Origin of the sequence: uncultured Oscillibacter sp., assembly GCF_950073225.1 — a bacterium.
In the GTDB taxonomy this organism is placed as follows: Bacteria; Bacillota; Clostridia; order Oscillospirales; family Oscillospiraceae; genus Oscillibacter.
Window position 1 is genome coordinate 1 of the sequence record NZ_CATMPS010000013.1, and the last position, 20,932, is coordinate 20,932.

Consider the following 20,932-nt stretch of genomic DNA (forward strand, 5'->3'; position numbering starts at 1 on the left):
CGGTCGTCCAGCGTCAAAGTCCTCACCTAAATCACCCCTTTCACCCGTTTCTGCCCCCGTTTGGGTAAAAAAATAATGCAGAAAAAGGTTGAAAAACCTTTTCTGCATTTAACTTACTACATCAGCTTCATGAAGTTTCTGTAAATTCCCGCTTTATTATCCTCTCCGGCTATGGTATACTAAGAGCGTATCGACAAAATTTTCAGGCCGGGTCCCCGGCCGGGAAGGAATCTTTATGGAAGAGCGCAGACCCCCCGCTCCCGAGGCCGACGGGATCATCGAAGGCCGCAACGCCGTTATCGAGGCCCTCCGGGCCGGGACGGCCATTGATAAAATCTACCTCCAGAAGAGCGAAACGGACAAAACCCTGGGCCATATCGCCTCCAAGGCCCGCTCCGCCGGGGCCGTGGTGGTGGAGGCGGACAAGCGGAAGCTGGACGCCATGAGCCGCACCCACGCCCACCAGGGGGTCATTGCCCTCAGCTCCGTCCGGGAGTACGCCAGCGTGGAGGACATTCTCCAGGCGGCGGCAGACAAGGGGGAGGCCCCCCTGCTGGTGGTCTGCGACGAGCTCTCGGACCCCCACAACCTGGGGGCCGTTATCCGCACGGCGGAGTGCGCCGGGGCCCACGGCGTCATTATCCCCAAGCGCCGCAGCGCGGGGCTCACGGCGGTGGTGGCCAAGACCTCCGCCGGAGCGGTGGCCCATGTGCCCGTGGCCCGGGTGCCCAACCTTCCCGCCCTTCTGGACGACTTGAAAAAGCGGGGCGTCTGGGTCTTCGGCACGGCGGCGGACGGGGCCACGGCCCTTTACGACGCGGATTTGAAGGGCCCCGCCGCCATCGTCATCGGTAGCGAGGGCAGCGGCATGGGCCGCCTGGTCGCCGAGCGCTGCGATTTCCTGGTCAGCATCCCCATGCGGGGAAAGCTCTCCTCTCTGAACGCCTCCGCCGCCGCGGCCATATTGCTTTACGAGGCTGTCCGCCAAAGACTTTAAACATTCCCAACCCCTTCCAAAGGAGGGACCCCCATGACCCCGAAGGACGACAAGAACATCCCTGTCCCCGCCCCGGAGGACGATTACTCCCTGGAAGAGATTCTGGCGGAGTACGGCGGCAGCCTGGAGCACCACCTGCTTCGGGAGACCGAAGCCCCCGCTGATCCTGAGCCGCCCGCCGCCCCGGCGGAGCCCGCTCCGGCCCAGGAGCCGGAAACGCCGCCCGTTCCCGAGCCCCCGCCGGAGGAGGAAGCGCCGCCTTCCCCGCCGCCGGAGCCCCCTTCCGCTCCTCCCGCCCCGGACCCCCTCCAGGAGGCCGAGCGGGCGGCGGCGGCGGACGTGGCCCGGCTGAATATCCCCCACCCCAAGCCCATCTCCCTGGAGGACGTGGTGGGCAGCACCGTGGACGCGGTGATGGAGGAGGCCCGGGAGCCCATTCTGCCCCCGAAACGGGGCCTGTTCTCCCGGAAGCCCCTGGAGGAGACGGAGTCTCTCCCCCCGCCGCCGGAACCGGAGCCGGAACCCGACCCGGAGCCCATCGGCCCCGAGCCCACCCTCTGGGAGGCGGCCCACGACGCCCGCCAGCTCTACATCCGCCGGAAGCACACGGTGGTCCTGCCCCTGGTCACGGCCCTGCCCCCCACGCTGTTCCTGCTTTTGGAGCGGTATCAGGTGAAGGTGCCCTACTGGTCCGGGGACCGGGAGGTCCAGTGCGTGGTTTTGCTCGTCTGCCTGGGGCTGACGGCACTGCTGTGCCGCCATGTGTTTCTCAAGGGCTTCGGCATGCTGCTGCGCCGCCGGTGCGTGGCGGAGCTGCTGGTGTCCCTCTCCGTCCTGGTTTCGGGGCTGGACTGCGCCGCCCGGCTTTTGGGCGGGCGGACCGGCGGAGCCATGCCCTACGCCTCCGTCAGCTGCCTGGGGCTGGTGTTCGCCCAGTGGGGCGTCCGCCGGGAGAGCAAGGGGAATTACGACATGCTCCGGGCCGCCTCCCTGGACGAGGACCCGCCCTATCTGGTGGCCGCCACCTCCCAGGGGGCCTGCAAGCAGCGGGGCTCCGTCCCCGGCTTCTTCACCACCGCCGCCCGGAGCGACGCCGCCACCCTCTGGCAGACGGCGCTGCTGCCCGCCTTTTTGGCGGCGGCCCTGGTCTTCGCAGGCCTGAGCTCCGCGGGACAGGAGCGGGGCGGGGACTTTCTTTTGAACCTCTCCGCCATCCTCCCGGCGGCGGCCACCTTTTCCCTGCCCCTGTGCTGGGCCCTGCCGTGGTCCAAGCTGTCGGAGCACCTCCAGAGGACCGGCTGCGCCGTGGCCGGCTGGTCCGGGGCCCAGAAGATCAGCGCCCGGCGGCGGATGATTGTTACCGACTTGGACCTCTTCCCCCCCGGCGCCGTCCAGCTCAACGGGCGGAAGCTCTTCGCCGAGACACAGGAGCAGGCCGTCTCCCTGGCGGCCTCCATGGCCCGGGCCGCCGGGTCCGGCCTGGAGCGCCTCTTCAACAACCTGGTCCGCAGCGAGGGGGGCCGCTATGAGAAGGTGGACGATTTCAGCTTCTACGAGGAGGGCGGCTGGTCCGGAACCATCAAGGGCGAGTCCGTGCTGATGGGCGGCATCTCCTTCATGCGGAAAATGAATATCCGGCTGCCCGCGGACGTGAACCTGAAAACCGGCGTGTTCCTGGCGGTGGACAAGGAGCTCATAGCGGTCTTCGCCGTGAAGTACAGCCCCTCGGAGAACGTGGACTTCGCCATGAAGCTGATGCAGCGCAGCCGCATCCAGCCCATCCTGGCCTCCCGGGACCCCAACATCACCCCCTCCCTCATCAAGCGGAAGTTCAGCCGGGGGGCGCACATGGAATACCCCAGCCTTTCGGAGCGCATCGCCCTCAGCGAGGCGGAGAAGGACCGGGACCTGCCCCGGGCCCTGCTGTTCCGGGAGGGGTTGCTGCCCTACGCGGAAACGGTGGCGGGAAGCCTCCGGCTCTGCAAGGCGGTCCGCCGGGCGGCGGCCATTTCGCTGCTTGGCAGCTGGGCGGGGACTCTGCTGACCTTCTACCTCACAAGCCTGGGGGCCTATGAGCTGCTGAACCCCCTGGCGCTGGAGGTCTTCCTGCTGCTTTGGACCCTGCCGGTGCTGCTGATGGCGGACTGGACGGGGCGCTATTAAACTGTCAAGGAGTGGAATTTATGGGTAAATTTGACGGCGTGCTGCTGGCCAGCGACTTTGACAACACGCTTTTATACACCGAGGACGCCCTGCGCACCGGCGGGCCGGTGCCCCCCCTGCCGGAGCGGAACCGTGAGGCCCTGGCCTATTTCATGGCCCAGGGGGGACGCTTCGCCATCGCCACGGGCCGGGCCCTTCCCGCCTTTCTCCGCCACGCGGGAGACGTTCCCATGAACGCCCCCGGCGTGGTGTGCAACGGCGCGGCCATTTATGATTTTGAGAAAGGCGAGTACCTGGAAACCGCCATGCTGGACGAGGCCGCCCGGCAGCGGGGCCAGGCGGCGCTGGATCGCTTCCCCGGCGTGGCCGTGGAGGCGTACCACATCGACAATATCATCCATGTGGTCCACCCCAACGCCATTTCCCGCCAGCACGAGCACATGACCCACGCGGAGCTCACCGAGGCCCCCTCCCTGCCGGAGGTGCCCCTGCCCCTGGGGAAGCTCCTCTTCGAGGCGGACCACGAGACGCTGGCGGAGGTTCTGGCCTTCTTCACGGCGCAGGGGTGGGCGGAGGACTATGAGCTGATTTTCTCCGTCTCCCACCTGCTGGAAATGACCATCAAGGGGGCCAGCAAGGGCGGCATGGTCCGCCGCCTGGCCGCCCGGCTTGGAATCTCTATGGAACACGTCTACTGCGCCGGGGACGAGGCCAACGACCTCTCCATGCTTCAGGCCGCCGCCGGGGGCTTCGCCCCCGCCAACGCCTCCCCCGCCGTCCGGGAGTCCGGGGCCACGGTGGTCTGCGGCGCCCGGGAGGGGGCCATCGCGGACGTGATTGCGATACTGGATAAAAAGTACTCCTGAAATACGGCAAGCCCGGCGGGTCCTCCGCCGGGTTTTTTCTGTCTCCGCCCCTTGCAATTTCCCGTGAGCGTGCTACAATAAACGGCGTAGTAAGCAAACGCGACGAAACGATTTTAAGAGAGGGTGACACAAACAGCATGGAATGGACAATGACGGGAGGCGTCCCCGGCCAGATCTGCCTGATGCAGGGCAACGAGGCCATTGTGCGGGGCGCGGTGGAGGCCGGAATTCACTTCGCCGCCTCCTACCCCGGCTCTCCCTCCTCCCAGGTGCTGGGAATGCTGGGCAAAATTGCCCGGGAGCGGGGCTTTTACGCGGAGTGGTCCACCAACGAGGTCTGCGCCTTGCAGGCCTGTACCGGCGCGTCCCTGGCAGGCGGGCGGGCTTTGTGCGTGGTGAAGCAGAACGGCCTTTTGTGCGTGGCGGACGCGCTCCACTGCGCCGCCCAGGCCGGGGTGAAGGGGGGGCTTGTGATCGTCTCCAGCGACGACCCCAGCGCCCACTCCTCCACCAATGAATTTGACTCCCGCTGGCAGGCCATGTCGGCGGGCATCCCCCTGCTGGAGCCCACCACCATGCAGGAGGCCAAGGACATGATCCCCTACGCCTTCGACCTCAGCGAAAAGGTGGGGCAGATCGTGCTGATTCGGGTCACCACCCGGGTCTGCCACGGCCGGGGCAACGTGACCCTGGGCCCCCTGCCGGAGAAGCTCCGGCCCCTGGAGCGGGTGAAGGAGTGGGACCGGATGGTCTGCGTCTCCTACATGCACGGCCCCGCCCTCCAGAAGCTGGAAAAGCTCCGGGGCCTTTTTGAGGACAGCCCCTGCAACCACTACGAGGGCCCGGAGGCCCCGAAAAAGCTCGTCATCGCCGGGGGCACCGGGCGGCTCTACGGCCAGGAGGCCCTCCGCCGCCTGGGTATGGACCGGGAGACCGGCTTCATGGCCCTGGGAACCCTGTGGCCCCTGCCGGAGAACTACATATTGCCCTATCTCCGCGCTGCGGAGGAGGTTTTGATCCTGGAAGAGGTAGACCCCTTCCTGGAGCGGGCGGTCCAGGCCCTGGCGGGCCGGGAGGGCCTAAGCATCCGGTTCCTGGGCCGGGACAACGCCCTGCCCGCCGTGGGCGAGCTGGACCCGGACGTGGTTACCGCCGCCATCTGCCGCCTCACCGGCGCGGCCCTGCCGGAAAAGAAGGCAACAGGCGAGCTGGAGCTTCCCGTCCGGGAGATGAGCTTCTGCGCGGGCTGTCCCCACCGGGCCACCTTCTACCTTTTGAAACGGGCCATGCGGCAGGAGAAGCACCCCGGCGTGGTGGTGGGCGACATCGGCTGCTACTTCATGGCGGGCCAGTCCGCCGGGCAGTACGCCTGGCAGACCTGCAACTGCATGGGCTCCGGCGTCAGCGTGGCCGAGGGGCTGGGCCAGCTGACCAACTACGGCCTGGACCAGAAGGTGGTCACCATGTGCGGCGACTCCACCTTCTTCCACACCATCCTCCCCGGCCTGGTGAACGCCACCTATCACAACGCCAATATGCTTTTGATTGTCCTGGACAACTCCGCCACGGCCATGACCGGCTTCCAGCCCCACCCGGGCACGGGCCTCACTGCCATGGGGGACCAGGTGAAGCCCATGGACATCCCCAAGATTCTGGGTGCCGTGGGCTGCAACGTAGAAGTGGCGGACCCCTTCGAGGTGGTGGAGGCGGAGAAGACCCTCCGCCGGATGCTGGACCAGCCGGGGATGAATGTCCTTATCATGCGCCAGCCCTGCGCCACCCTCATGACCAAGGAGCGGAGCAAGAAGCCCGTCCGGGTCTACGTGGACCAGGACGTGTGCATCGGGGACGGCTGCGGCTGCGACAAGTACTGCTCCCGGGTCTGGGGCTGCCCCGGCAACACCTGGGACTTCAAGAAAAACAAGGCGCTCATCGACCCCGTCACCTGCGTGGGGTGCGGCGTGTGCGCCAAGCTGTGCCCCTCCGGGGCCATCAAAGTGGATAGGGGGGAAGAAGCATGAAGCTGAAATACGATCCCTTGAACATCGTGGTCTGCGGCATCGGCGGGCAGGGCAACGTGCTGGCCGCCGAGACTCTGGGCACCGCCATGTGCGACCGGGGCTGCCGGGTGGCCGTGGGGGAGACCTACGGCGCCAGCCAGCGGGGCGGCTCCGTCATGAGCCATGTCCGGGTTTCCGAAAAATGGGACCCCAGCGTGCTGATCCCCGCCGGAGAGGCCCACATCATCATCGGCTTCGAGCCCTTGGAGACGCTCCGCATCGCCCGGAAGTACGCCGGGGCGGACACCGTTACCGTCTACGATCCCCGGCCCGTCTATCCCCTGGGCGTTCTCCAGGGCGTTCAGACCTACCCGCCCCTGGAGGAGCTCCAGGCGGAAATTGAACAGCTTTCCAGCGTGGCCCTGGCCATTCCGGCGGCGGACATCGCCATGGAGGCCGGGGACTCCCGGGCCGCCAACATCGCGCTGCTGGGGGCCTTCAGCCAGCTCTCCGCCGCCCCGCTGAGCGGAGAGGACCTGGAGAAGATTCTGGCCCAGCGGTTTAAAGGAAAGGTGCTGGAGCTGAACCGGAAAGCCTTCGCCATGGGCCGGGAGGCCGCGAAGAAAGGGGGCGCGGTGTGATGGAGACCATTCGCGTCGTGTTCCGCCACCCCCAGGGCAAGGCTCCCCTGACGCTGGAGCTGCCCCGGGACACCCGCTTTTCCGCCCTGACGCCGCTGCTCTATGAGAACCGCTTTGTGGAACAGCAGAAGCCGGGCTGGCGCTGCCTCTATCAGGAGCACCTGTGCGGCATGAAGCACACACTGGCCGATTATGTGCCGGAGGGCGCGGAGGAGATCGTTTTGGACCTCTTCGGCTTCTCCCAGGTGCTGGTGTAAAGGAGGAGTGGGAAACATGTTAAGTACGATTGCGTTAGACACCCAGGTCCTCCGTCCGGGCCTGTGCACCGGCTGCGGGGCCTGCCAGGGCCTTTGCCCCTACTGGGGCAGCGTGGACGGGCGGACCGTCTGCTTCTTCGACTGCGAGCGGGCCGACGGCCGCTGCCAGCGCTTCTGCCCCCGGATGCCCACCGATCTGGACGCCCTGCGGAAGCATTTTTTCCCCGAGGACACCATCCTCCCGGAGATCGGCCCCTTCCTGGGGCTGTACCTGACCCGGGCCGCCGACGAATCCATCCGTTCCAAGGCCCAGCACGGCGGCAGCATGACCGCCCTGGTGGAGCTGGCCCTGAAGGAGGGCTTCATCGACGCCGCGGCCCTGACCCGCTCCCAGGGGGGCCTGAACCCCGAGGGCGTGCTGGCCATTACGGCGGAGGAGGTCCGGGCCTGTTCCGGCTCCAGCTTCCAGGTGCCGCCCACCCTGGCGGTGCTGAACAAGGCGCTGAAAGAGGACCGGTTCCACAGCATCGGCGTGGTGGGCACCCCCTGCAAGACCTTGGCGGTCTATAAAATGAAGGCCAATCCCCTTCCGGAAAACGACAACCACGCCGGGAACATCGGCATGGTGTTCGGCCTCTTCTGCGGCTGGGGCCTGGACTGGGACGGTCTGAACGCCCTGGCGGCCAAACACGCCGACCCGGCCAAGGTCTCCCACATGGACATTCCCCCCAGCAAGTACCACTCCCTGGAGCTCCGGGAGGACGGCCAAACCGTCTCCGTCAACCTGGACGAGGTGACGCCCCTGGTCCGCTCCGGCTGCCGTTACTGCGCCGACATGACGGCGGAGTTCGCGGACCTCTCCATCGGCGGCGCCCGGAGCGCCGGCGGCTGGGACGTGGACAAGGGCTGGAACCAGATCATTGTCCGCTCGGAGAAGGGGCGGCAGCTTCTGGCCCTGGCCCGGGAGAAGGGTGTGCTGGAGTTCAAGGACGCCATGGAGGGCGGCCTGGAGAAGCTCAAAAAAGCGTCTCTTGGAAAAAAGCGCACGGCGGTCAAGAACCTCCGGGAGCTCACCGGAAAGCCGGACGGCCTGGGGTATCTGAATCCCAGCCGGGAAATGTTCCAGGACCTGTAAACATAAAAACGTGAAAAGAGGCGCGCCCCCGCGGGGGCGCGCCTCTTTTCACAGCTCCATGTCCAGAAGCACCATATCCGTCAGCCGCCGCCCCGCCTCATAGATCGGGTGGTCGTAGTTTTCCACAAAAAAGCCCTCGATCCGGCCGCACTCCCGAAAGCCGCAGGCCTCGTAAAACGGCAGGGTCAGCGGACTGTCCCCGGTGCCCACGAGAAGACGCTTCCCCCGTTCCCGGCACTGCCGGACCACATGCTCCACCATGGCCCGCCCGTAGCCCTGCCTCTGGCTCTCCGGGGCCACGGCGAGGTTTTTGATTTCAAAATCCCCGGCCCCTTCCTCCGTCACCACACAGACGGCCCGGAGCCCGCCGTCGTACAGGGCCCATAGGGTCCCCCGGTCCAGATAGCGGTTTACCATGGCCTCCTGCTCGTCCCCCAGAAGCAGCAGCGGGAGGAAGGCCCGCTTGCTGTCAGAAATTGTGCGAAATTCCATGAAAACCTCCCGGTGAAACCGGGCATTCTAAGCCCGGAGGTGATTTAGGATGTATGGCGCGGAATATTTGAGCCTGGAGGACCTTTTAGACCAGGACCCCTCGGCCTATGAGTTTTTCCAGACCCTGTCCCCGGAGGCCAAGGCGCTTTTGGAGGAGGACGGCAGCGTGACCTCCTTTGCCCGCCTCCAGTCCAAGACGGCCCAGATGCGGCGGGCCGGGCTGATGGAGTGAGAAAAAGCCGCCTGGGTTTTGACCCAGGCGGCTTTGCCCGCGGTTTTCAGCGGCCCTTCTTGAGATGGAATTTCTGCGTCTCGTCCTCCAGCTTGTGGACCTCCTCGAAGAGCTCCGAGCTGACGGCGGCGGACTCCTCGCTGCTGGCGGAGTTCGTCTGGACCACGGCGGAAATCTGGCCGATGCCCTCGGTGACTTGGGCGATGGAGGCGGATTCCGCCTGGATGGCCTCGGCGATGGTGTTGATGGTGGTATTGGACTGCATGACCAGATCCAGGGTCTTTTTCAGGGACTCGGAAACCTGGCCCACAATGCGGCTGCCCTGCTCCGTGGCCTGGACGGAGTTGTCAATGAGGTCCTTGGTGGCCTTGGCGGCCTCGTCGGACCGGGTGGCCAGGGAGCGCACCTCGTCGGCTACCACGGCGAAGCCCTTGCCGGCGGAGCCCGCCCGGGCGGCCTCCACGGCGGCGTTCAAGGCCAGGATGTTCGTCTGGAAGGCGATGTCCTCGATGGTGGCGATGATGCGCCCGATTTCCTGGGAGGACTTGGTGATGTCGCTCATGGCGGAGACCATCTGCTCCATCTGCTGGCCGCTGAGGGTCACCTGCTCGCCGGTGAGGCGGGCGCTTTCCAGGGCGGTGGCGGCGGACTGGACGTTTCGCGTTGCGCCCTTGGACAAATCGTCCAGGGTGGCGTAGAGCTCTTCCACGGCGCTGGCCTGCTCCGTGGCGCCCTGGGCCAGGGCCTGCGCGCCGCTGGAGAGCTGGCCGGCGTTGCTGGAAACCCGGCCCTGGGTGTGAATGATGCTGCCCAGGGTGTCGGAGATGGTGGAGGTAAAGCTGTTCAGGGACGACTCAATGGACTGGAAATCGCCGATATAAGGCGTGGAGGTGGCCACATCGAAGTTCCCCTGGGACAGCTGGCCCATGATGCGGTTGATGTCCTCCACATAGCTGTGGATGAGGCCCACGGAGTCCTCCAGGGTTTTGGCCAGCTCGCCCAGCTCGTTTTCAGACTGGTAGTCCATTTGCAGGTCCAGGCGGCCCGCCTGGAGGGGACGGGCCCGGTCGGTAATCAGGAGGATGGGCTTTACCACATGCTTGCCCACGTAGGTGACCAGGCTGATGAGGCAGAACAGCGCCAAAACCAGGCAGAGGAAGCACACCAGCTGCATCTGGAGAATCATGGTGTGCATGCGGGCCAAGCCGTCGTTGTTGGCGGTGGTTTCCATTTCCACGATCTTGTCCAGCTTGCCCACCAGGGTGGTGATGTTGGACAGGATGGTTTCCTGGTAGTAGTTCTGGGCCTGGGCGGGGCTGGTTTTCAGCAGGCTCAGCACATGGGTGGCGGACTCGTGAATTTCCTTATGCAGGGGCTCCAGCTCGCTGCGCAGGGACGAAATGGCGGGGTCGCTGATTTCCTCGCTCCCGTAAATCCACTGGCCCAAGGTGCAGGCGGTGGGGTCGGTGCTTCCGGTGAACTCGGCCCCGGCGTAAAGGGCGTTGCTGAGGTTGCTGGCCCATTTATAGTGGGCGGTCTCCGCTCCCTGGGCCCGCTGGAGCAGCTCGGCGGCCTGGGTGTTGGAGTCCTGGACGCTTTGAATGCGCAGAATGTTGGCTGTGGTCACAAAGCTGAACAGCAGGATGGAGGCCACGGCGGCGATGGCACGGGTCCACACGGTTTTCTTAATGCTTTTTTTCATGTTCATAAACTATGTATCCTCCCACTCGGTTTTGAATTGAGCAATGGCTTCATTATATCATACTTCCATCATAATGCAACAGGAACCGAAAAGTTGCTTGCGAAAAATCTTCCAGGAACCGGCCTGTTCAGCAAAATCACGAAAACGGTTGTCCGCCAACGGGAGACGTGATTCCGGTGAAAATTTCCCGGTATTTTAAAATGTCCGCCAAAGAGAGACAAAGGGCCGCCGGTTTGAAAGCCCGGCCCGGAGGGGGCGGCGAAATCCGGGAAATCTTTCTGTGAAGAATTTACCTTGCAAAATCAGGGAAAACGACGTAAAATAATCGGCATACCAGGACGAAGGTCCTATTTGTATAGGAGGATGAAAAGAATGAAAAAGTTTTTCGCGATGCTTCTGGCTCTTGTCATGACACTGAGTCTGGCCGCCTGCGGCGGCGGTTCCGGGGATACCCAGCCCTCCGGCGGTTCCGGGGATGCCCAGACCTCCGGCGGGGACAAGGTGGTCAAAATCGGCGTCTTCGAGCCCGCCACCGGCGACTCCGGCGCGGGCGGCAAGCAGGAGATGCTGGGCATGCAGTACGCCAACAAGGAAACCCCCACGGTGGAAATCGGTGGAGAGACCTACACCGTCGAGCTGGTCTACGCCGACAACGCCTCCGACGCCGCCAAGGCGCCCACCGCCGCCTCTCAGCTGGTGAGCCAGGACGTGAGCCTGGTGCTGGGCACCTACGGCTCCAGCTGCGCCATTGCCGGCGGCCCCATCTTCGGCGAGGCGGGCCTGGCCGCCATCGGCGTCACCTGCACGAACCCCGGCGTCACCGCGGGCAATGATTATTACTTCCGCATCTGCTTCCTGGACCCCTTCCAGGGCACCGTCCTTGCAAACTTCGCCACGGAGAAGTTCTCCGCCAAGAAGGCGTACCTTCTGGGCGAGCTGGGCAACGACTACGACCAGGGCCTTCTGAACTACTTCGAGCAGGCCTTTGACGGCGAGTGCGTGAAGGCCTCCTTCCCCACCAATACCTCCGACTTCTCCACCTATCTGAACCAGGCCGTGGCCGAGGGCGCGGACGTTATCTTCTGCCCTGTGTCCATCGCCTACTCCACCCAGATTGTGAAGCTGGCCGCCTCCATGGGTCTGGAGACTCCCATCCTGGGCTCCGACACCCTGGACAGCAACATGGTCCTGGAGGCCGCCAAGGGCTCCGGCGTGAAACTCTACGTCTCCACCTTCTATCAGGAGGGCGGCTCTCCCGAGTTTGACGAGGGCATCAAGGCCTGGCTGGCGGAGGATTCCACGGCCATGACCAACAACGGAGGAAACGACACCATCGCGGCGGTGACCGCCATGGGCTATGACGCCTACTACGTGGCCCTGGAGGCCCTGAAGGCCGCCGGTTCTCCCGACAAGGCCGCCGTCAAGGCCGCCCTGCCCAGCCTGAGTTACACCGGCGTCTCCGGCGCGATTGCCTTCGACGACGTGGGCGACGCCATCCGGGATACCGCCTATATCAAAACGGCGGACAACACAGCCGGGGCCTGGACCCTGGAAACCGTCCAGACCGTCAAATAAGAACCGAATACCCGCGCTTAAATCCGTTGGCCTGTCGGGGGGGAAAATCCCCCGACAGGCATCGGCGTTTCACGGGAGCGCCCCGAAAAAGGCTTCCGGGCGGCGGCTTCTTTCGGGACGGTCCCGTATCCCCGCGCGTTCCCCACAACAAAACGACAAGGGAGGGTTCCCTCGTGCAATACGCCATTTCCATTCTGCTCTCCGGCGTGTCCCTGGGCGGGCAGTACGCCCTGATCGCCATCGGCTACACCATGGTCTACGGCATCCTGCGCCTGATCAACTTCGCCCACGGCGACGTGTTCATGGTGGCGGGCCTGATGATGGTCTACCTCACCGCCAGCCTGCCCCTGGCGGCGTCCATCCCCCTGGTGCTGGTTCTGACGGTGCTGCTGGGCTTCATCATCGAGCGGGCGGCCTACAAGCCCCTGCGGGAGGCGCCCCGGATGAGCGTCATGATTTCCGCCATCGGCGTCAGCTACCTGCTTCAGAACCTGGCCACCTACGTCACCGGCGGCCTGCCCAAAATGTACCCGGAGATTCCGGGCATCTCCAACACCATCACCATCGCCGGCGTGCCCACCAAGGTGGTCACCGTGGTGACCCCCGTCCTGGTGCTGGTGCTGGTGCTGGCCCTGACCCAGCTCATTCATCACACCAAGGTGGGCATGGCCATGCGGGCCGTGGCCAAGGACTTCGAGACCGCCCAGCTCATGGGCATCAAAATCAACGCGGTTATCTCCGTCACCTTCATCATCGGTTCCTTCCTGGCGGCGGTGGGCTCCGTGCTGTATTTCACCAATTATCAGTCCATCGTCCCCCTGTCCGGCGCGCTGCCGGGGCTCCGGGCCTTCGTGGCGGCGGTGTTCGGGGGCATCGGCTCCATCCCCGGGGCCGTGGTGGGGGCCTTCATCATCGGCATCTCCGAGAGCGTCATCAAGGGCTCCAGCTGGAGCATCTTCTCCGACGCCTTCACCTTCGCCCTGCTGATCATCATCCTGGTGGTGAAGCCCACGGGCCTCTTCGGTGAAAAGGTCACCGACAAAGTGTAAGGGGGCGGACGGTATGAAGAAAACAGTCAACAAGAGCGCCTGGGCCGGCCTCCTCTGCGCGGCGGCCCTGCTGGCGCTGGTGGTTATCCTGGAAAACGTGCTGGACCCGAACAAAAACATCATGGTCTTCGCCGCCTTGAAAAAAGGTGCGGTCTATGCCCTGGTGGCCGTGTCCATGAACCTGCTCAACGGCTTTACGGGCCTCTTTTCCCTGGGGCAGGCGGGCTTCATGCTGCTGGGCGCGTATACCTACGCGATTTTGACCATCCCCGTTTCCCAGCGGGAGGCGGTCTACTATATCTACAACGGCTCCGCCGTCAACTTCTCCCTGCCGGAGCTTTTCGGCGGCGGGGCGTTCGGCCTGGTGCTGGGCGTGGTGCTGGCGCTGGTCCTGGGGGGCTGCGTGGCCGCCGCCGTGGCGTGGCTCATCGGCCTGCCGGTGCTGCGGCTGAAAAGCGACTATCTGGCCATCGCCACCCTGGGCTTCGGCGAGATCATCCGGGCGGTGTTCCAGTGGGATAAGCTGGGGCCCGTCACCAACGGGGCCAACGCCCTGAAAAACTTCCCCACCTTCTCCAGCTTCAATATTACAAACGGCTCCGGGGAGACGGTGCTGCGCCTTTCCACCTTCACGGCCTTCCTGCTGGCGGGGATCTGCATCGCCGTGATCGTCCTGCTCATCAACTCCACCTACGGCCGGGCCTTCAAGGCCATCCGGGACGACGAGGTGGCGGCGGAGGCCATGGGCATTAACCTCTCCAAGCACAAGCGGCTGGCCTTTGTCATCAGCTCCTTCTTCGCCGGGGTGGGGGGCGGCATGTTTGCCATGTTCGCCAACCAGGCCCAGGCCAAGACCTTTACCACCGCCATGACCTATGAGATTTTGCTGATCGTGGTCATCGGCGGCATCGGGTCCGTGTCGGGCAGCTGCATCGCGGCCTTCCTGTACGTGGCCGCCAGCGAGTGGTGGCTCCGCTTCCTGGACGCGGAGACCTTCATCGGCGGGTTCAAGGTGCCCCTGCTCCGCAACGGCTTCCGCATGGTGGTGTTCTCCGTGGTCATTATGATTGTGGTGCTGTTCTTCCGGAGGGGCATCATGGGAGACAAGGAGCTGCCGGACCTCTTGAAGAAACGCCGGAAGGAGGGGGCAAAATGAAGGAGAACGTATTGAAAGTGGAAAACGTCACCATGCAGTTCGGCGGCGTGGTGGCGGTGGATAACCTCAATCTGGAGGTCGGCAAAGGAGAAATCGTGGCCCTCATCGGCCCCAACGGCGCGGGGAAGACCACGGCCTTCAACGTCATCACCGGGGTCTACCAGCCCACCAACGGAGCCGTCTGGTTCCAGGGGGAGAAAATCGTGGAGAACCACCCCCAGGGGAAGATGAAGCAGCAGTACAAGGGGGAGCACGCCGGGGATTATGCCCAGGTGCTGGCCCCCACCCCGGACAAGGTGACCCGGCTGGGCATGGCCCGGACCTTCCAGAACATCCGGCTGTGGAAGAGCCAGACGGTATTTGACAACGTGCTCATCGCCAAGCACTGCCGGGTCACCAGCAACGTGTTTTCCGCCGCGTTCCGCCTGAACCGGAAGGAGGAGGCGGCCCAGCGGGAAAACGTGCTGGAGCTTTTGGAGACCGTGGGCCTGGCGGACGTGAAGGACGAACCGGCCACCTCCCTGCCTTACGGCAAGCAGCGGCGGCTGGAGATCGCCCGGGCCCTGGCGGCGGAGCCGAAGCTGCTGCTTTTGGACGAACCGGCGGCGGGCATGAACCCCCAGGAGACCGAGGAGCTGACGGCCTTCATCGGCGAGATCCGGGACCGCTTCCATTTGACGGTGTTCCTCATTGAGCACCACATGAACCTGGTCATGAACATCTCCGACCGGATTTACGTCCTGGACTTCGGCAAGCTGATTGCCCAGGGCGACCCGGCGGCAATCCAGAACGACAAGCGCGTCATTGACGCCTACCTGGGGGTGAGCGAGGATGCTTAAAATTGAAAACCTCCACGTCAGCTACGGCGGCATCCAGGCCCTCCGGGGCATCTCCCTGGAGGTGCCCGACGGCAAAATCGTCACGCTGATCGGCGCCAACGGCGCGGGCAAGTCCACCACCCTGCGGACCATCACGGGCCTTGTCAAGGCGTCCTCCGGTTCCATCCAGTGGAACGGGGAGGAGCTTTTGGGCAGGTCCATCGATAAAATCGTGGGCTCCGGCATCGCCATGAGCCCCGAGGGCCGGCGGGTCTTCGCCGACATGTCGGTGGTGGAAAACCTCCGCATCGGGGCCTATCTCCGAACGGACAAGGCGGAGATTGAAAAGGACGTCCAGTGGGTCTACAGCCTCTTCCCCCGGCTGGAGGAGCGGAGCTGGCAGCTGGCGGGCACCCTCTCCGGCGGCGAGCAGCAGATGCTGGCCGTGGGCCGGGCGCTGATGTCCCGCCCCAAGCTGATGATGCTGGACGAACCCTCCCTGGGCCTGGCGCCCTTGGTGGTGCAGGACATTTTCTCCATCATCAGGGAAATCAACAAGCAGGGCGTGACGGTGCTCCTCATTGAGCAGAACGCCAACATGGCTCTGAAAATCGCGGACCTGGCCTATGTGCTGGAGACGGGGAACATCACCATGTCCGGCACCGGCGCGGAGCTCCTGGCCAACGAGAAGGTCCGGGAGGCGTATTTAGGAAAAAACGGCTGAAAAAAGCCGCCTCAGCAGGGGCCCTCAGGGGCCCCTTTTTTGTACACTTCTTTACTCCGCCGGGAGGCTGGAAGGACCTGGAAAAGCGGCGGAAAAATTTTCAGTTAGCGGCAGCAAAGTACTGGACAAGGGGAAAATAGTTTGATATAATCCGAGAAAATCGATTACGGAGCGGGCGATTGGCAAAAAAAGGACATTCGCCGTGCCTGCTTCATAAGATAAAAACAGATAGGAGGCCGTATCATGGACGTAACAGCGATTGGTGAGATTCTGATTGACCTGACCCAGACAGGGGTCAACGCGGCGGGGGTGCCCCAGTTCTCCGCGAACCCCGGCGGAGCGCCCGCCAACGTCGCGGTGGCGGCGGCCCGTCTGGGGGCCAAATCCGCCTTCTGGGGCAAGGTGGGGGACGACGGTTTCGGGAATTACCTCCGGAAGGTGTTGACAGACAACGGCGTGGACGCCTCCGGCCTGCGCACGGGGAGCCAGCCCACCACCATGGCCGTTGTCTCCGTGGACGAGGCCGGGGAGCGGAGCTTCCGCTTCCTCCGGGGGGCGGACCGGGACATCTGCCCCGAGGAGGTGGACGAGGACGCGGTGCTGAGGAGCAAGATCCTCCACTTCGGCTCCGTCAGCCTGACGGCGGGCATGTGCCGCAGCGCCACCATCTTCGCCGCCCGGACGGCCCACAAAAACGGCGGCCTTGTGAGCTATGACCCCAATTACCGCCCCGTCCTCTGGGCCAATCAGGCCGAGGCGGCGGAGTGGATGACGATTCCCCTGCCCCTGGTGGACATCATCAAGCTGGCGGAGGAGGAGCTGCCCCTGCTGGCCGGAACGGCGGATCTGGAGGAGGGGACCCGTATTCTGGAGGAGCGGGGCCTGTCCCTCATTATGGTCACCCTGGGGGGCGAGGGTGTCTTCTGCCGCTGGAAGGGAGCGTCCTGGCATCAGCCCGGCGTGCCCGTAAAGGTAGCCGACACCAACGGCGCGGGGGACACCTTCCTGGGGGCTGTCCTCAGCCGCCTGTGTGCCCGGGGGGAGAAGCCCCTGGAGGGCCTGGAACGGGCGGAGCTGAAGGATATTCTGGCCTTTGCCAACCGGGCGGCGGCGTTCACCTGCTCCCGCAGCGGGGCCATCCCCGCCATGCCCGCCCTGGCGGAGCTGGAGGGAGGGCGGATGCCGTGAGGCCCTCCATCTTTGACCAGCGCCTGGCCCGGCATTATGACGAGCTGAAATGGCTGTACTGCGAGCTCTATCGGGACGTGGCGGCCTTCGGGGACTTTGTGGAGATGCTCCGCCGCTGCTGGGAGGAGCGGAAGAAGCCCCTCCGGGACCAGGACAGGAAGCGGGAGGCGGACCCGGACTGGTACAGAAGGCGGGACCTTCTGGGCATGATGCTCTACGTGAACGCCTTTGCCGGGGATTTAAACGGCGTGAAGGAGAAGCTGGGCTATCTCCGGGAATGCGGCGTGAACTACCTGCACCTGATGCCCCTGCTGGAGAGCCCCAAGGGCCGCAGCGACGGGGGCTACGCCGTCAGCGATTTTCGGAAGGTCCAGCCGTCTCTTGGGACCATGGAGGATTTGGAGGCCCTGGCGGACGCCTGCCGCCGCCGGGGGATGAGCCTGTGCCTGGATTTTGTGATGAACCACACCAGCGAGGACCACGCCTGGGCGAAGCGGGCCCGGGCGGGGGAGGCGGAATACCGGGACCGCTATTTCTTCTACGACTCCTGGGACATCCCCCGGGAGTTTGAAAAGACGGTGCCTCAGGTGTTTCCCACCACCGCGCCGGGGAGCTTCACGGAGCTTCCGGAGGGCTCCGTGGTCATGACCAACTTCTATCCCTACCAGTGGGACCTGAATTACGCCAATCCCGCGGTGTTCCGGGACATGACGGAGAACCTGCTGTACCTTGCGAACCGGGGAATTGACGTGATCCGCCTAGACGCCATCCCCTACATCTGGAAGGAGCTGGGCACCGGCTGCCGGAACCTGCCCCAGGTACATACCCTGTCCCGGATGCTGCGGATGGTGACGGAGATCGCCTGCCCCGGCGTGCTGCTGCTGGGGGAGGTGGTCATGGAGCCCGTCAAGGTGGCCCCTTATTTCGGCACCACCGAGAAGCCCGAGTGCCACATGCTCTATAACGTCACCACCATGGCCGCCACCTGGCACACCCTGGCCACGGGGGATGCCTCCCTCTTAAAGCGGCAGATGGAGGCCGTCTGCGCCCTGCCCAAGGACTTCCTCTTCCTCAACTACCTCCGCTGCCACGACGACATCGGCTGGGGCCTGGATTATCCCTGGCTGGCGCAGACCTCCGGCACGGACGAGGTGGCCCACAAGAAATTCCTCAACGACTGGTTTACCGGCAAATGGCCCGGCAGTCCCAGCCGGGGGGAGCTCTATAACGACGACCCCCGCCTGGGGGACGCCCGCCTCTGCGGCACCACCGCCTCCCTCTGCGGCGTGGAGGCGGCGGAGGGGGACCCCGCCCTTTTGGAGCGGGCCGTGGCCTGCGATCTGACCCTCCACGCCTGGATGCTCAGCCAGAGCGGCATCCCCGTGATTTACAGCGGCGACGAGGTGGGCCGGCTCAACGACTGGAGCTATCACGACGACCCCGACAAGCGGGAGGACAGCCGCTATCTCCACCGGGGGAACTTCCCCTGGGACCTGGCGGAGCGGCGGACGGACCCGAAGACCTGCCAGGGCAAGCTTTTCCAAGGCCTCCGGCAGATGGAGGCCATCCGGGCGGCGGAGCCCTGCTTTGACGCCCGGGCGGACGTGACCGTGGAGGAGTCCGGCAGCACCCACGTCCTGGCCCTCAGCCGGAGGATGGGAGAGCGGGAGCTGGTGTGCCTGTTCAACTTCAGCGGCGGGTTTGTCCATGCCCGCGTGGACCGGGACGGCGGCTATACCGATCTCCTGTACGGAACCCGGCACCATGGCCTCCGGGATGTGGAGCTGTGGCCCAACGGCTTTGCCTGGCTGCTGCGCGGCTGACGCCGCGAAAGGCGTTTCTCTGCGCGGAAAATCCAAAGGGATTTTCCGCGCTTTTTCAATCAGAAGATATCAAATACTTCCAAATCAGGTAAACGATTAAATAACGTTTGCAAATGGGACGGGGACGTGGTATCCTATAAACAAGACGCCGGGCAATCCGGCCACCACGATCAGAAAGGAAGAAGCTTCATGAAACAGTTCACTTATACGATCACCGATCCCGTGGGCATCCACGCCCGTCCCGCCGGTCTGCTGGCCAAGGCCGCCAAGGCCCTGGACAGCACCGTCACCATCACCAAGGGCGAAAAGTCCGCCGCCGCCACCAAGCTGATGGCTGTCATGGGCCTGGGCGTCAAAACCGGGGAGACGATCACCTTTACCATCGAGGGCGGAGACGAGGAAGCCAGCGCCGCCGCCATGGAGCAGTTCTGCAAGGAAAACATGTAAGGCCGCTGGGAGGGAACCGCTATGCAAGTTGCGACTGGTAAATCCATTCTGAACGGCATTGCCATCGGCCCCCTGCGCATCTATAAGAAAGCGGAGGCCCAGACCGCCGTTTCCTCCACCCTCACCCCCGAGGAGGAGTACGCCCGCTTCGACGCCGCCCGGGTCAAGGCCCAGGAGCAGCTGGGGGTCCTGTACGACAAGGCCCTGGACGAGGTGGGGGAGGACAATGCCGCCATTTTTGAGATCCACCAGATGATGCTGGACGACGACGACTATCTGGACGCCGTCCGGGGCATCCTGGAGACCCAGGGGGCCACCGCCGAGTACGCGGCGTCCGCCACCGGGGAAAACTTCGCCGCCGCCTTCGCCGCCATGGAGGACGAGTACATGCGGGCCCGGGCCGCCGACGTGAAGGACATCTCCCGCCGGGTGGTCAACGTCCTTTTGGGCGTGGGCGACGCGGACATGATGGCCGACCAGCCCGCCATTCTGGTGGCCGACGACCTGACCCCCAGCGAGACCGTGCAGCTGGACAAGACGAAGCTCCTGGGCTTCATCACCCGCCACGGCTCCTCCAACAGCCACACCGCCATTTTGGCCCGGACCATGAACATCCCCGCCCTGGTGGGGGTGGACTTCCAGGACGAGTGGGACGGGAAGCTGGCCGTCATCGACGGCTATAACCACTGCGTCTACATCGAGCCCGCGCCGGAGCTCCTCAGCGCCATGGAGGAAAAGCGGAGCAACGATCTCAAGCAGGAGGCCCTGCTCCAGAGCCTGAAGAAAAAGCCCAACGTCACCCTGGACGGCAAAGAGATCAAGGTCTACGCCAACATCGGAAACGCCGGGGACGTGGGGCTGGTCCTCCAGAACGACGCCCAGGGCATCGGATTGTTCCGCAGCGAATTCCTCTACCTGGATTCCCAGGACTACCCCAGCGAGGACCAGCAGTTTATGCTCTACAAGCGGGTGGTGGAGACTATGGCCGGAAAGAAGGTCATCATCCGCACCCTGGACATCGGCGCGGACAAACAGGCGGATTACTTCGGACTGGACAAGGAGGAGAACCCCGCCCTGGGCTACCGGGCCATCCGCATCTGCCTGACCCGGAAGGAGATCTTCAAGACCCAGCTCCGGGCCATTCTCCGGGCCAGCGCTTTCGGCACCGTCTCCGTCATGTTCCCCATGATCATCTCCGTCCGGGAGGTCCGGGACGCCAAGGAGATTTTGGAGGAGTGCCGGGCCGAGCTGGAAGAGCGGGGCGTGGCCATGGGCAATGTGGAGATCGGCATCATGGTGGAGACTCCCGCCGCCGTCCTTCTGGCCGACGAGCTGGCGGAGGAAGTGGAGTTCTTCTCCCTGGGCACCAACGATCTGACCCAGTACACCCTGGCCATTGACCGGCAGAACCCCAAGCTGGATAACTTCTACGACTCCCATCACCCGGCGGTCCTCCGCATGATCCGCCACACCATCGAGGCGGGCCACCGCCACGGCTGCTGGGTGGGCATCTGCGGGGAGCTGGGCGCGGACCAGACCCTGACGGAGACCTTCCTCCGCTATGGCGTGGACGAGCTGAGCGTCTCGCCCGCCTCGGTCCTGCCCCTGCGGAAGATCATCCGCAGCTTGGATTTGAGCAAGGAGTCCCAGGACTAAGGCAAAGAACA

Annotated in this window: 19 protein-coding genes; 17 read left to right on the forward strand and 2 right to left on the reverse strand. The window is 64.5% G+C overall.

Going from position 1 to position 20,932, the window contains the following annotated elements:
• Window positions 1–235 precede the first annotated feature (235 nt).
• The 7 genes from rlmB to Q1M04_RS08235 all read left to right on the forward strand — a co-directional run bounded on the left by rlmB (window position 236) and on the right by Q1M04_RS08235 (window position 8,059).
• Window positions 236–997: a 23S rRNA (guanosine(2251)-2'-O)-methyltransferase RlmB gene (gene rlmB, locus Q1M04_RS08205; RefSeq protein WP_297998660.1), complete on the forward strand. Its 762-nt coding sequence runs from the start codon at window positions 236–238 to the stop codon at window positions 995–997.
• 33 nt (window positions 998–1,030) lie between these two features.
• On the forward strand, window positions 1,031–3,160 hold the full coding sequence (locus Q1M04_RS08210) for a hypothetical protein (RefSeq protein ID WP_297998658.1): 2,130 nt from the start codon (window positions 1,031–1,033) through the stop codon (window positions 3,158–3,160).
• 20 nt (window positions 3,161–3,180) lie between these two features.
• On the forward strand, window positions 3,181–4,026 hold the full coding sequence (locus Q1M04_RS08215) for an HAD-IIB family hydrolase (RefSeq protein ID WP_297998657.1): 846 nt from the start codon (window positions 3,181–3,183) through the stop codon (window positions 4,024–4,026).
• Between the two features lie 137 nt (window positions 4,027–4,163).
• On the forward strand, window positions 4,164–6,047 hold the full coding sequence (locus tag Q1M04_RS08220; RefSeq protein ID WP_297998655.1) for a thiamine pyrophosphate-dependent enzyme: 1,884 nt from the start codon (window positions 4,164–4,166) through the stop codon (window positions 6,045–6,047).
• Window positions 6,044–6,667: an indolepyruvate oxidoreductase subunit beta gene (locus Q1M04_RS08225; RefSeq protein WP_293280367.1), complete on the forward strand. Its 624-nt coding sequence runs from the start codon at window positions 6,044–6,046 to the stop codon at window positions 6,665–6,667. The genes Q1M04_RS08220 and Q1M04_RS08225 overlap by 4 nt, the downstream gene beginning before the upstream one ends.
• Window positions 6,667–6,924 carry a hypothetical protein gene (locus Q1M04_RS08230; RefSeq protein WP_204790641.1) on the forward strand — a complete coding sequence of 86 codons (258 nt, stop codon included), beginning with the start codon at window positions 6,667–6,669 and terminating at the stop codon, window positions 6,922–6,924. The genes Q1M04_RS08225 and Q1M04_RS08230 overlap by 1 nt, the downstream gene beginning before the upstream one ends.
• Window positions 6,925–6,940: 16 nt before the next feature.
• Window positions 6,941–8,059 (forward strand): Coenzyme F420 hydrogenase/dehydrogenase, beta subunit C-terminal domain, encoded by a 1,119-nt coding sequence (locus Q1M04_RS08235; RefSeq protein WP_297998651.1) that lies wholly within the window; start codon window positions 6,941–6,943, stop codon window positions 8,057–8,059.
• Window positions 8,060–8,107: 48 nt separating this feature from the next.
• Here Q1M04_RS08235 and Q1M04_RS08240 read toward each other — a convergent pair whose 3' ends face one another.
• On the reverse strand, window positions 8,108–8,551 hold the full coding sequence (locus Q1M04_RS08240; RefSeq protein WP_297998649.1) for a GNAT family N-acetyltransferase: 444 nt from the start codon (window positions 8,549–8,551) through the stop codon (window positions 8,108–8,110).
• A 49-nt stretch (window positions 8,552–8,600) separates the two neighbouring features.
• On the opposite strand from Q1M04_RS08240, the gene Q1M04_RS08245 reads away from it, so the two are divergent.
• Window positions 8,601–8,783 carry a hypothetical protein gene (locus Q1M04_RS08245; RefSeq protein WP_204790638.1) on the forward strand — a complete coding sequence of 61 codons (183 nt, stop codon included), beginning with the start codon at window positions 8,601–8,603 and terminating at the stop codon, window positions 8,781–8,783.
• Between the two features lie 46 nt (window positions 8,784–8,829).
• On the opposite strand, the gene Q1M04_RS08250 is transcribed toward Q1M04_RS08245, so the two are convergent.
• Window positions 8,830–10,491: a methyl-accepting chemotaxis protein gene (locus tag Q1M04_RS08250; protein WP_297998647.1), complete on the reverse strand. Its 1,662-nt coding sequence runs from the start codon at window positions 10,489–10,491 to the stop codon at window positions 8,830–8,832.
• Between the two features lie 366 nt (window positions 10,492–10,857).
• On the opposite strand from Q1M04_RS08250, the gene Q1M04_RS08255 reads away from it, so the two are divergent.
• From Q1M04_RS08255 to ptsP, 9 genes are all read left to right on the forward strand, one after another.
• Window positions 10,858–12,060, forward strand: a complete 1,203-nt coding sequence (locus Q1M04_RS08255) for an ABC transporter substrate-binding protein (RefSeq protein WP_297998645.1) — start codon at window positions 10,858–10,860, stop codon at window positions 12,058–12,060.
• Between the two features lie 173 nt (window positions 12,061–12,233).
• On the forward strand, window positions 12,234–13,109 hold the full coding sequence (locus Q1M04_RS08260; protein WP_204790635.1) for a branched-chain amino acid ABC transporter permease: 876 nt from the start codon (window positions 12,234–12,236) through the stop codon (window positions 13,107–13,109).
• Window positions 13,110–13,122: 13 nt separating this feature from the next.
• Window positions 13,123–14,265, forward strand: a complete 1,143-nt coding sequence (locus Q1M04_RS08265; RefSeq protein WP_297998643.1) for a branched-chain amino acid ABC transporter permease — start codon at window positions 13,123–13,125, stop codon at window positions 14,263–14,265.
• The gene (locus tag Q1M04_RS08270; RefSeq protein ID WP_293280380.1) at window positions 14,262–15,104 is read left to right on the forward strand and encodes an ABC transporter ATP-binding protein; all 843 of its coding nucleotides are present in this window, start codon (window positions 14,262–14,264) and stop codon (window positions 15,102–15,104) included. Before Q1M04_RS08265 ends, Q1M04_RS08270 begins: the two co-directional genes overlap by 4 nt.
• Window positions 15,097–15,807, forward strand: a complete 711-nt coding sequence (locus tag Q1M04_RS08275) for an ABC transporter ATP-binding protein (protein ID WP_297998641.1) — start codon at window positions 15,097–15,099, stop codon at window positions 15,805–15,807. Before Q1M04_RS08270 ends, Q1M04_RS08275 begins: the two co-directional genes overlap by 8 nt.
• A 243-nt stretch (window positions 15,808–16,050) precedes the next feature.
• Window positions 16,051–16,995, forward strand: a complete 945-nt coding sequence (locus Q1M04_RS08280; protein WP_297998639.1) for a carbohydrate kinase family protein — start codon at window positions 16,051–16,053, stop codon at window positions 16,993–16,995.
• Between the two features lie 206 nt (window positions 16,996–17,201).
• Entirely contained in the window at window positions 17,202–18,818 is a 1,617-nt protein-coding gene (locus Q1M04_RS08285; protein ID WP_366131925.1) for an alpha-amylase family protein, read from the forward strand.
• Between the two features lie 189 nt (window positions 18,819–19,007).
• Window positions 19,008–19,265 carry an HPr family phosphocarrier protein gene (locus Q1M04_RS08290; protein WP_293279981.1) on the forward strand — a complete coding sequence of 86 codons (258 nt, stop codon included), beginning with the start codon at window positions 19,008–19,010 and terminating at the stop codon, window positions 19,263–19,265.
• Between the two features lie 21 nt (window positions 19,266–19,286).
• Window positions 19,287–20,921, forward strand: coding sequence for a phosphoenolpyruvate--protein phosphotransferase (ptsP, locus tag Q1M04_RS08295; protein ID WP_297998634.1), 1,635 nt, complete (start codon window positions 19,287–19,289; stop codon window positions 20,919–20,921).
• Window positions 20,922–20,932: the final 11 nt, after the last annotated feature.

Bases quoted from the DNA above. Each gene is read 5' to 3' on its own strand.
- Q1M04_RS08225 (WP_293280367.1), top strand. From the start codon at position 6,044: ATGAAGCTGAAATACGATCCCTTGAACATCGTGGTCTGCGGCATCGGC.
- Q1M04_RS08215 (WP_297998657.1), top strand. From the start codon at position 3,181: ATGGGTAAATTTGACGGCGTGCTGCTGGCCAGCGACTTTGACAACACG.
- Q1M04_RS08255 (WP_297998645.1), top strand. From the start codon at position 10,858: ATGAAAAAGTTTTTCGCGATGCTTCTGGCTCTTGTCATGACACTGAGT.
- Q1M04_RS08265 (WP_297998643.1), top strand. From the start codon at position 13,123: ATGAAGAAAACAGTCAACAAGAGCGCCTGGGCCGGCCTCCTCTGCGCG.
- Q1M04_RS08245 (WP_204790638.1), top strand. From the start codon at position 8,601: ATGTATGGCGCGGAATATTTGAGCCTGGAGGACCTTTTAGACCAGGAC.
- Q1M04_RS08235 (WP_297998651.1), top strand. From the start codon at position 6,941: ATGTTAAGTACGATTGCGTTAGACACCCAGGTCCTCCGTCCGGGCCTG.
- Q1M04_RS08285 (WP_366131925.1), top strand. From the start codon at position 17,202: ATGATGCTCTACGTGAACGCCTTTGCCGGGGATTTAAACGGCGTGAAG.
- ptsP (WP_297998634.1), top strand. From the start codon at position 19,287: ATGCAAGTTGCGACTGGTAAATCCATTCTGAACGGCATTGCCATCGGC.
- Q1M04_RS08275 (WP_297998641.1), top strand. From the start codon at position 15,097: ATGCTTAAAATTGAAAACCTCCACGTCAGCTACGGCGGCATCCAGGCC.
- Q1M04_RS08230 (WP_204790641.1), top strand. From the start codon at position 6,667: ATGGAGACCATTCGCGTCGTGTTCCGCCACCCCCAGGGCAAGGCTCCC.
- Q1M04_RS08220 (WP_297998655.1), top strand. From the start codon at position 4,164: ATGGAATGGACAATGACGGGAGGCGTCCCCGGCCAGATCTGCCTGATG.
- Q1M04_RS08240 (WP_297998649.1), bottom strand. From the start codon at position 8,551: ATGGAATTTCGCACAATTTCTGACAGCAAGCGGGCCTTCCTCCCGCTG.
- rlmB (WP_297998660.1), top strand. From the start codon at position 236: ATGGAAGAGCGCAGACCCCCCGCTCCCGAGGCCGACGGGATCATCGAA.
- Q1M04_RS08280 (WP_297998639.1), top strand. From the start codon at position 16,051: ATGGACGTAACAGCGATTGGTGAGATTCTGATTGACCTGACCCAGACA.
- Q1M04_RS08250 (WP_297998647.1), bottom strand. From the start codon at position 10,491: ATGAACATGAAAAAAAGCATTAAGAAAACCGTGTGGACCCGTGCCATC.
- Q1M04_RS08270 (WP_293280380.1), top strand. From the start codon at position 14,262: ATGAAGGAGAACGTATTGAAAGTGGAAAACGTCACCATGCAGTTCGGC.
- Q1M04_RS08210 (WP_297998658.1), top strand. From the start codon at position 1,031: ATGACCCCGAAGGACGACAAGAACATCCCTGTCCCCGCCCCGGAGGAC.
- Q1M04_RS08290 (WP_293279981.1), top strand. From the start codon at position 19,008: ATGAAACAGTTCACTTATACGATCACCGATCCCGTGGGCATCCACGCC.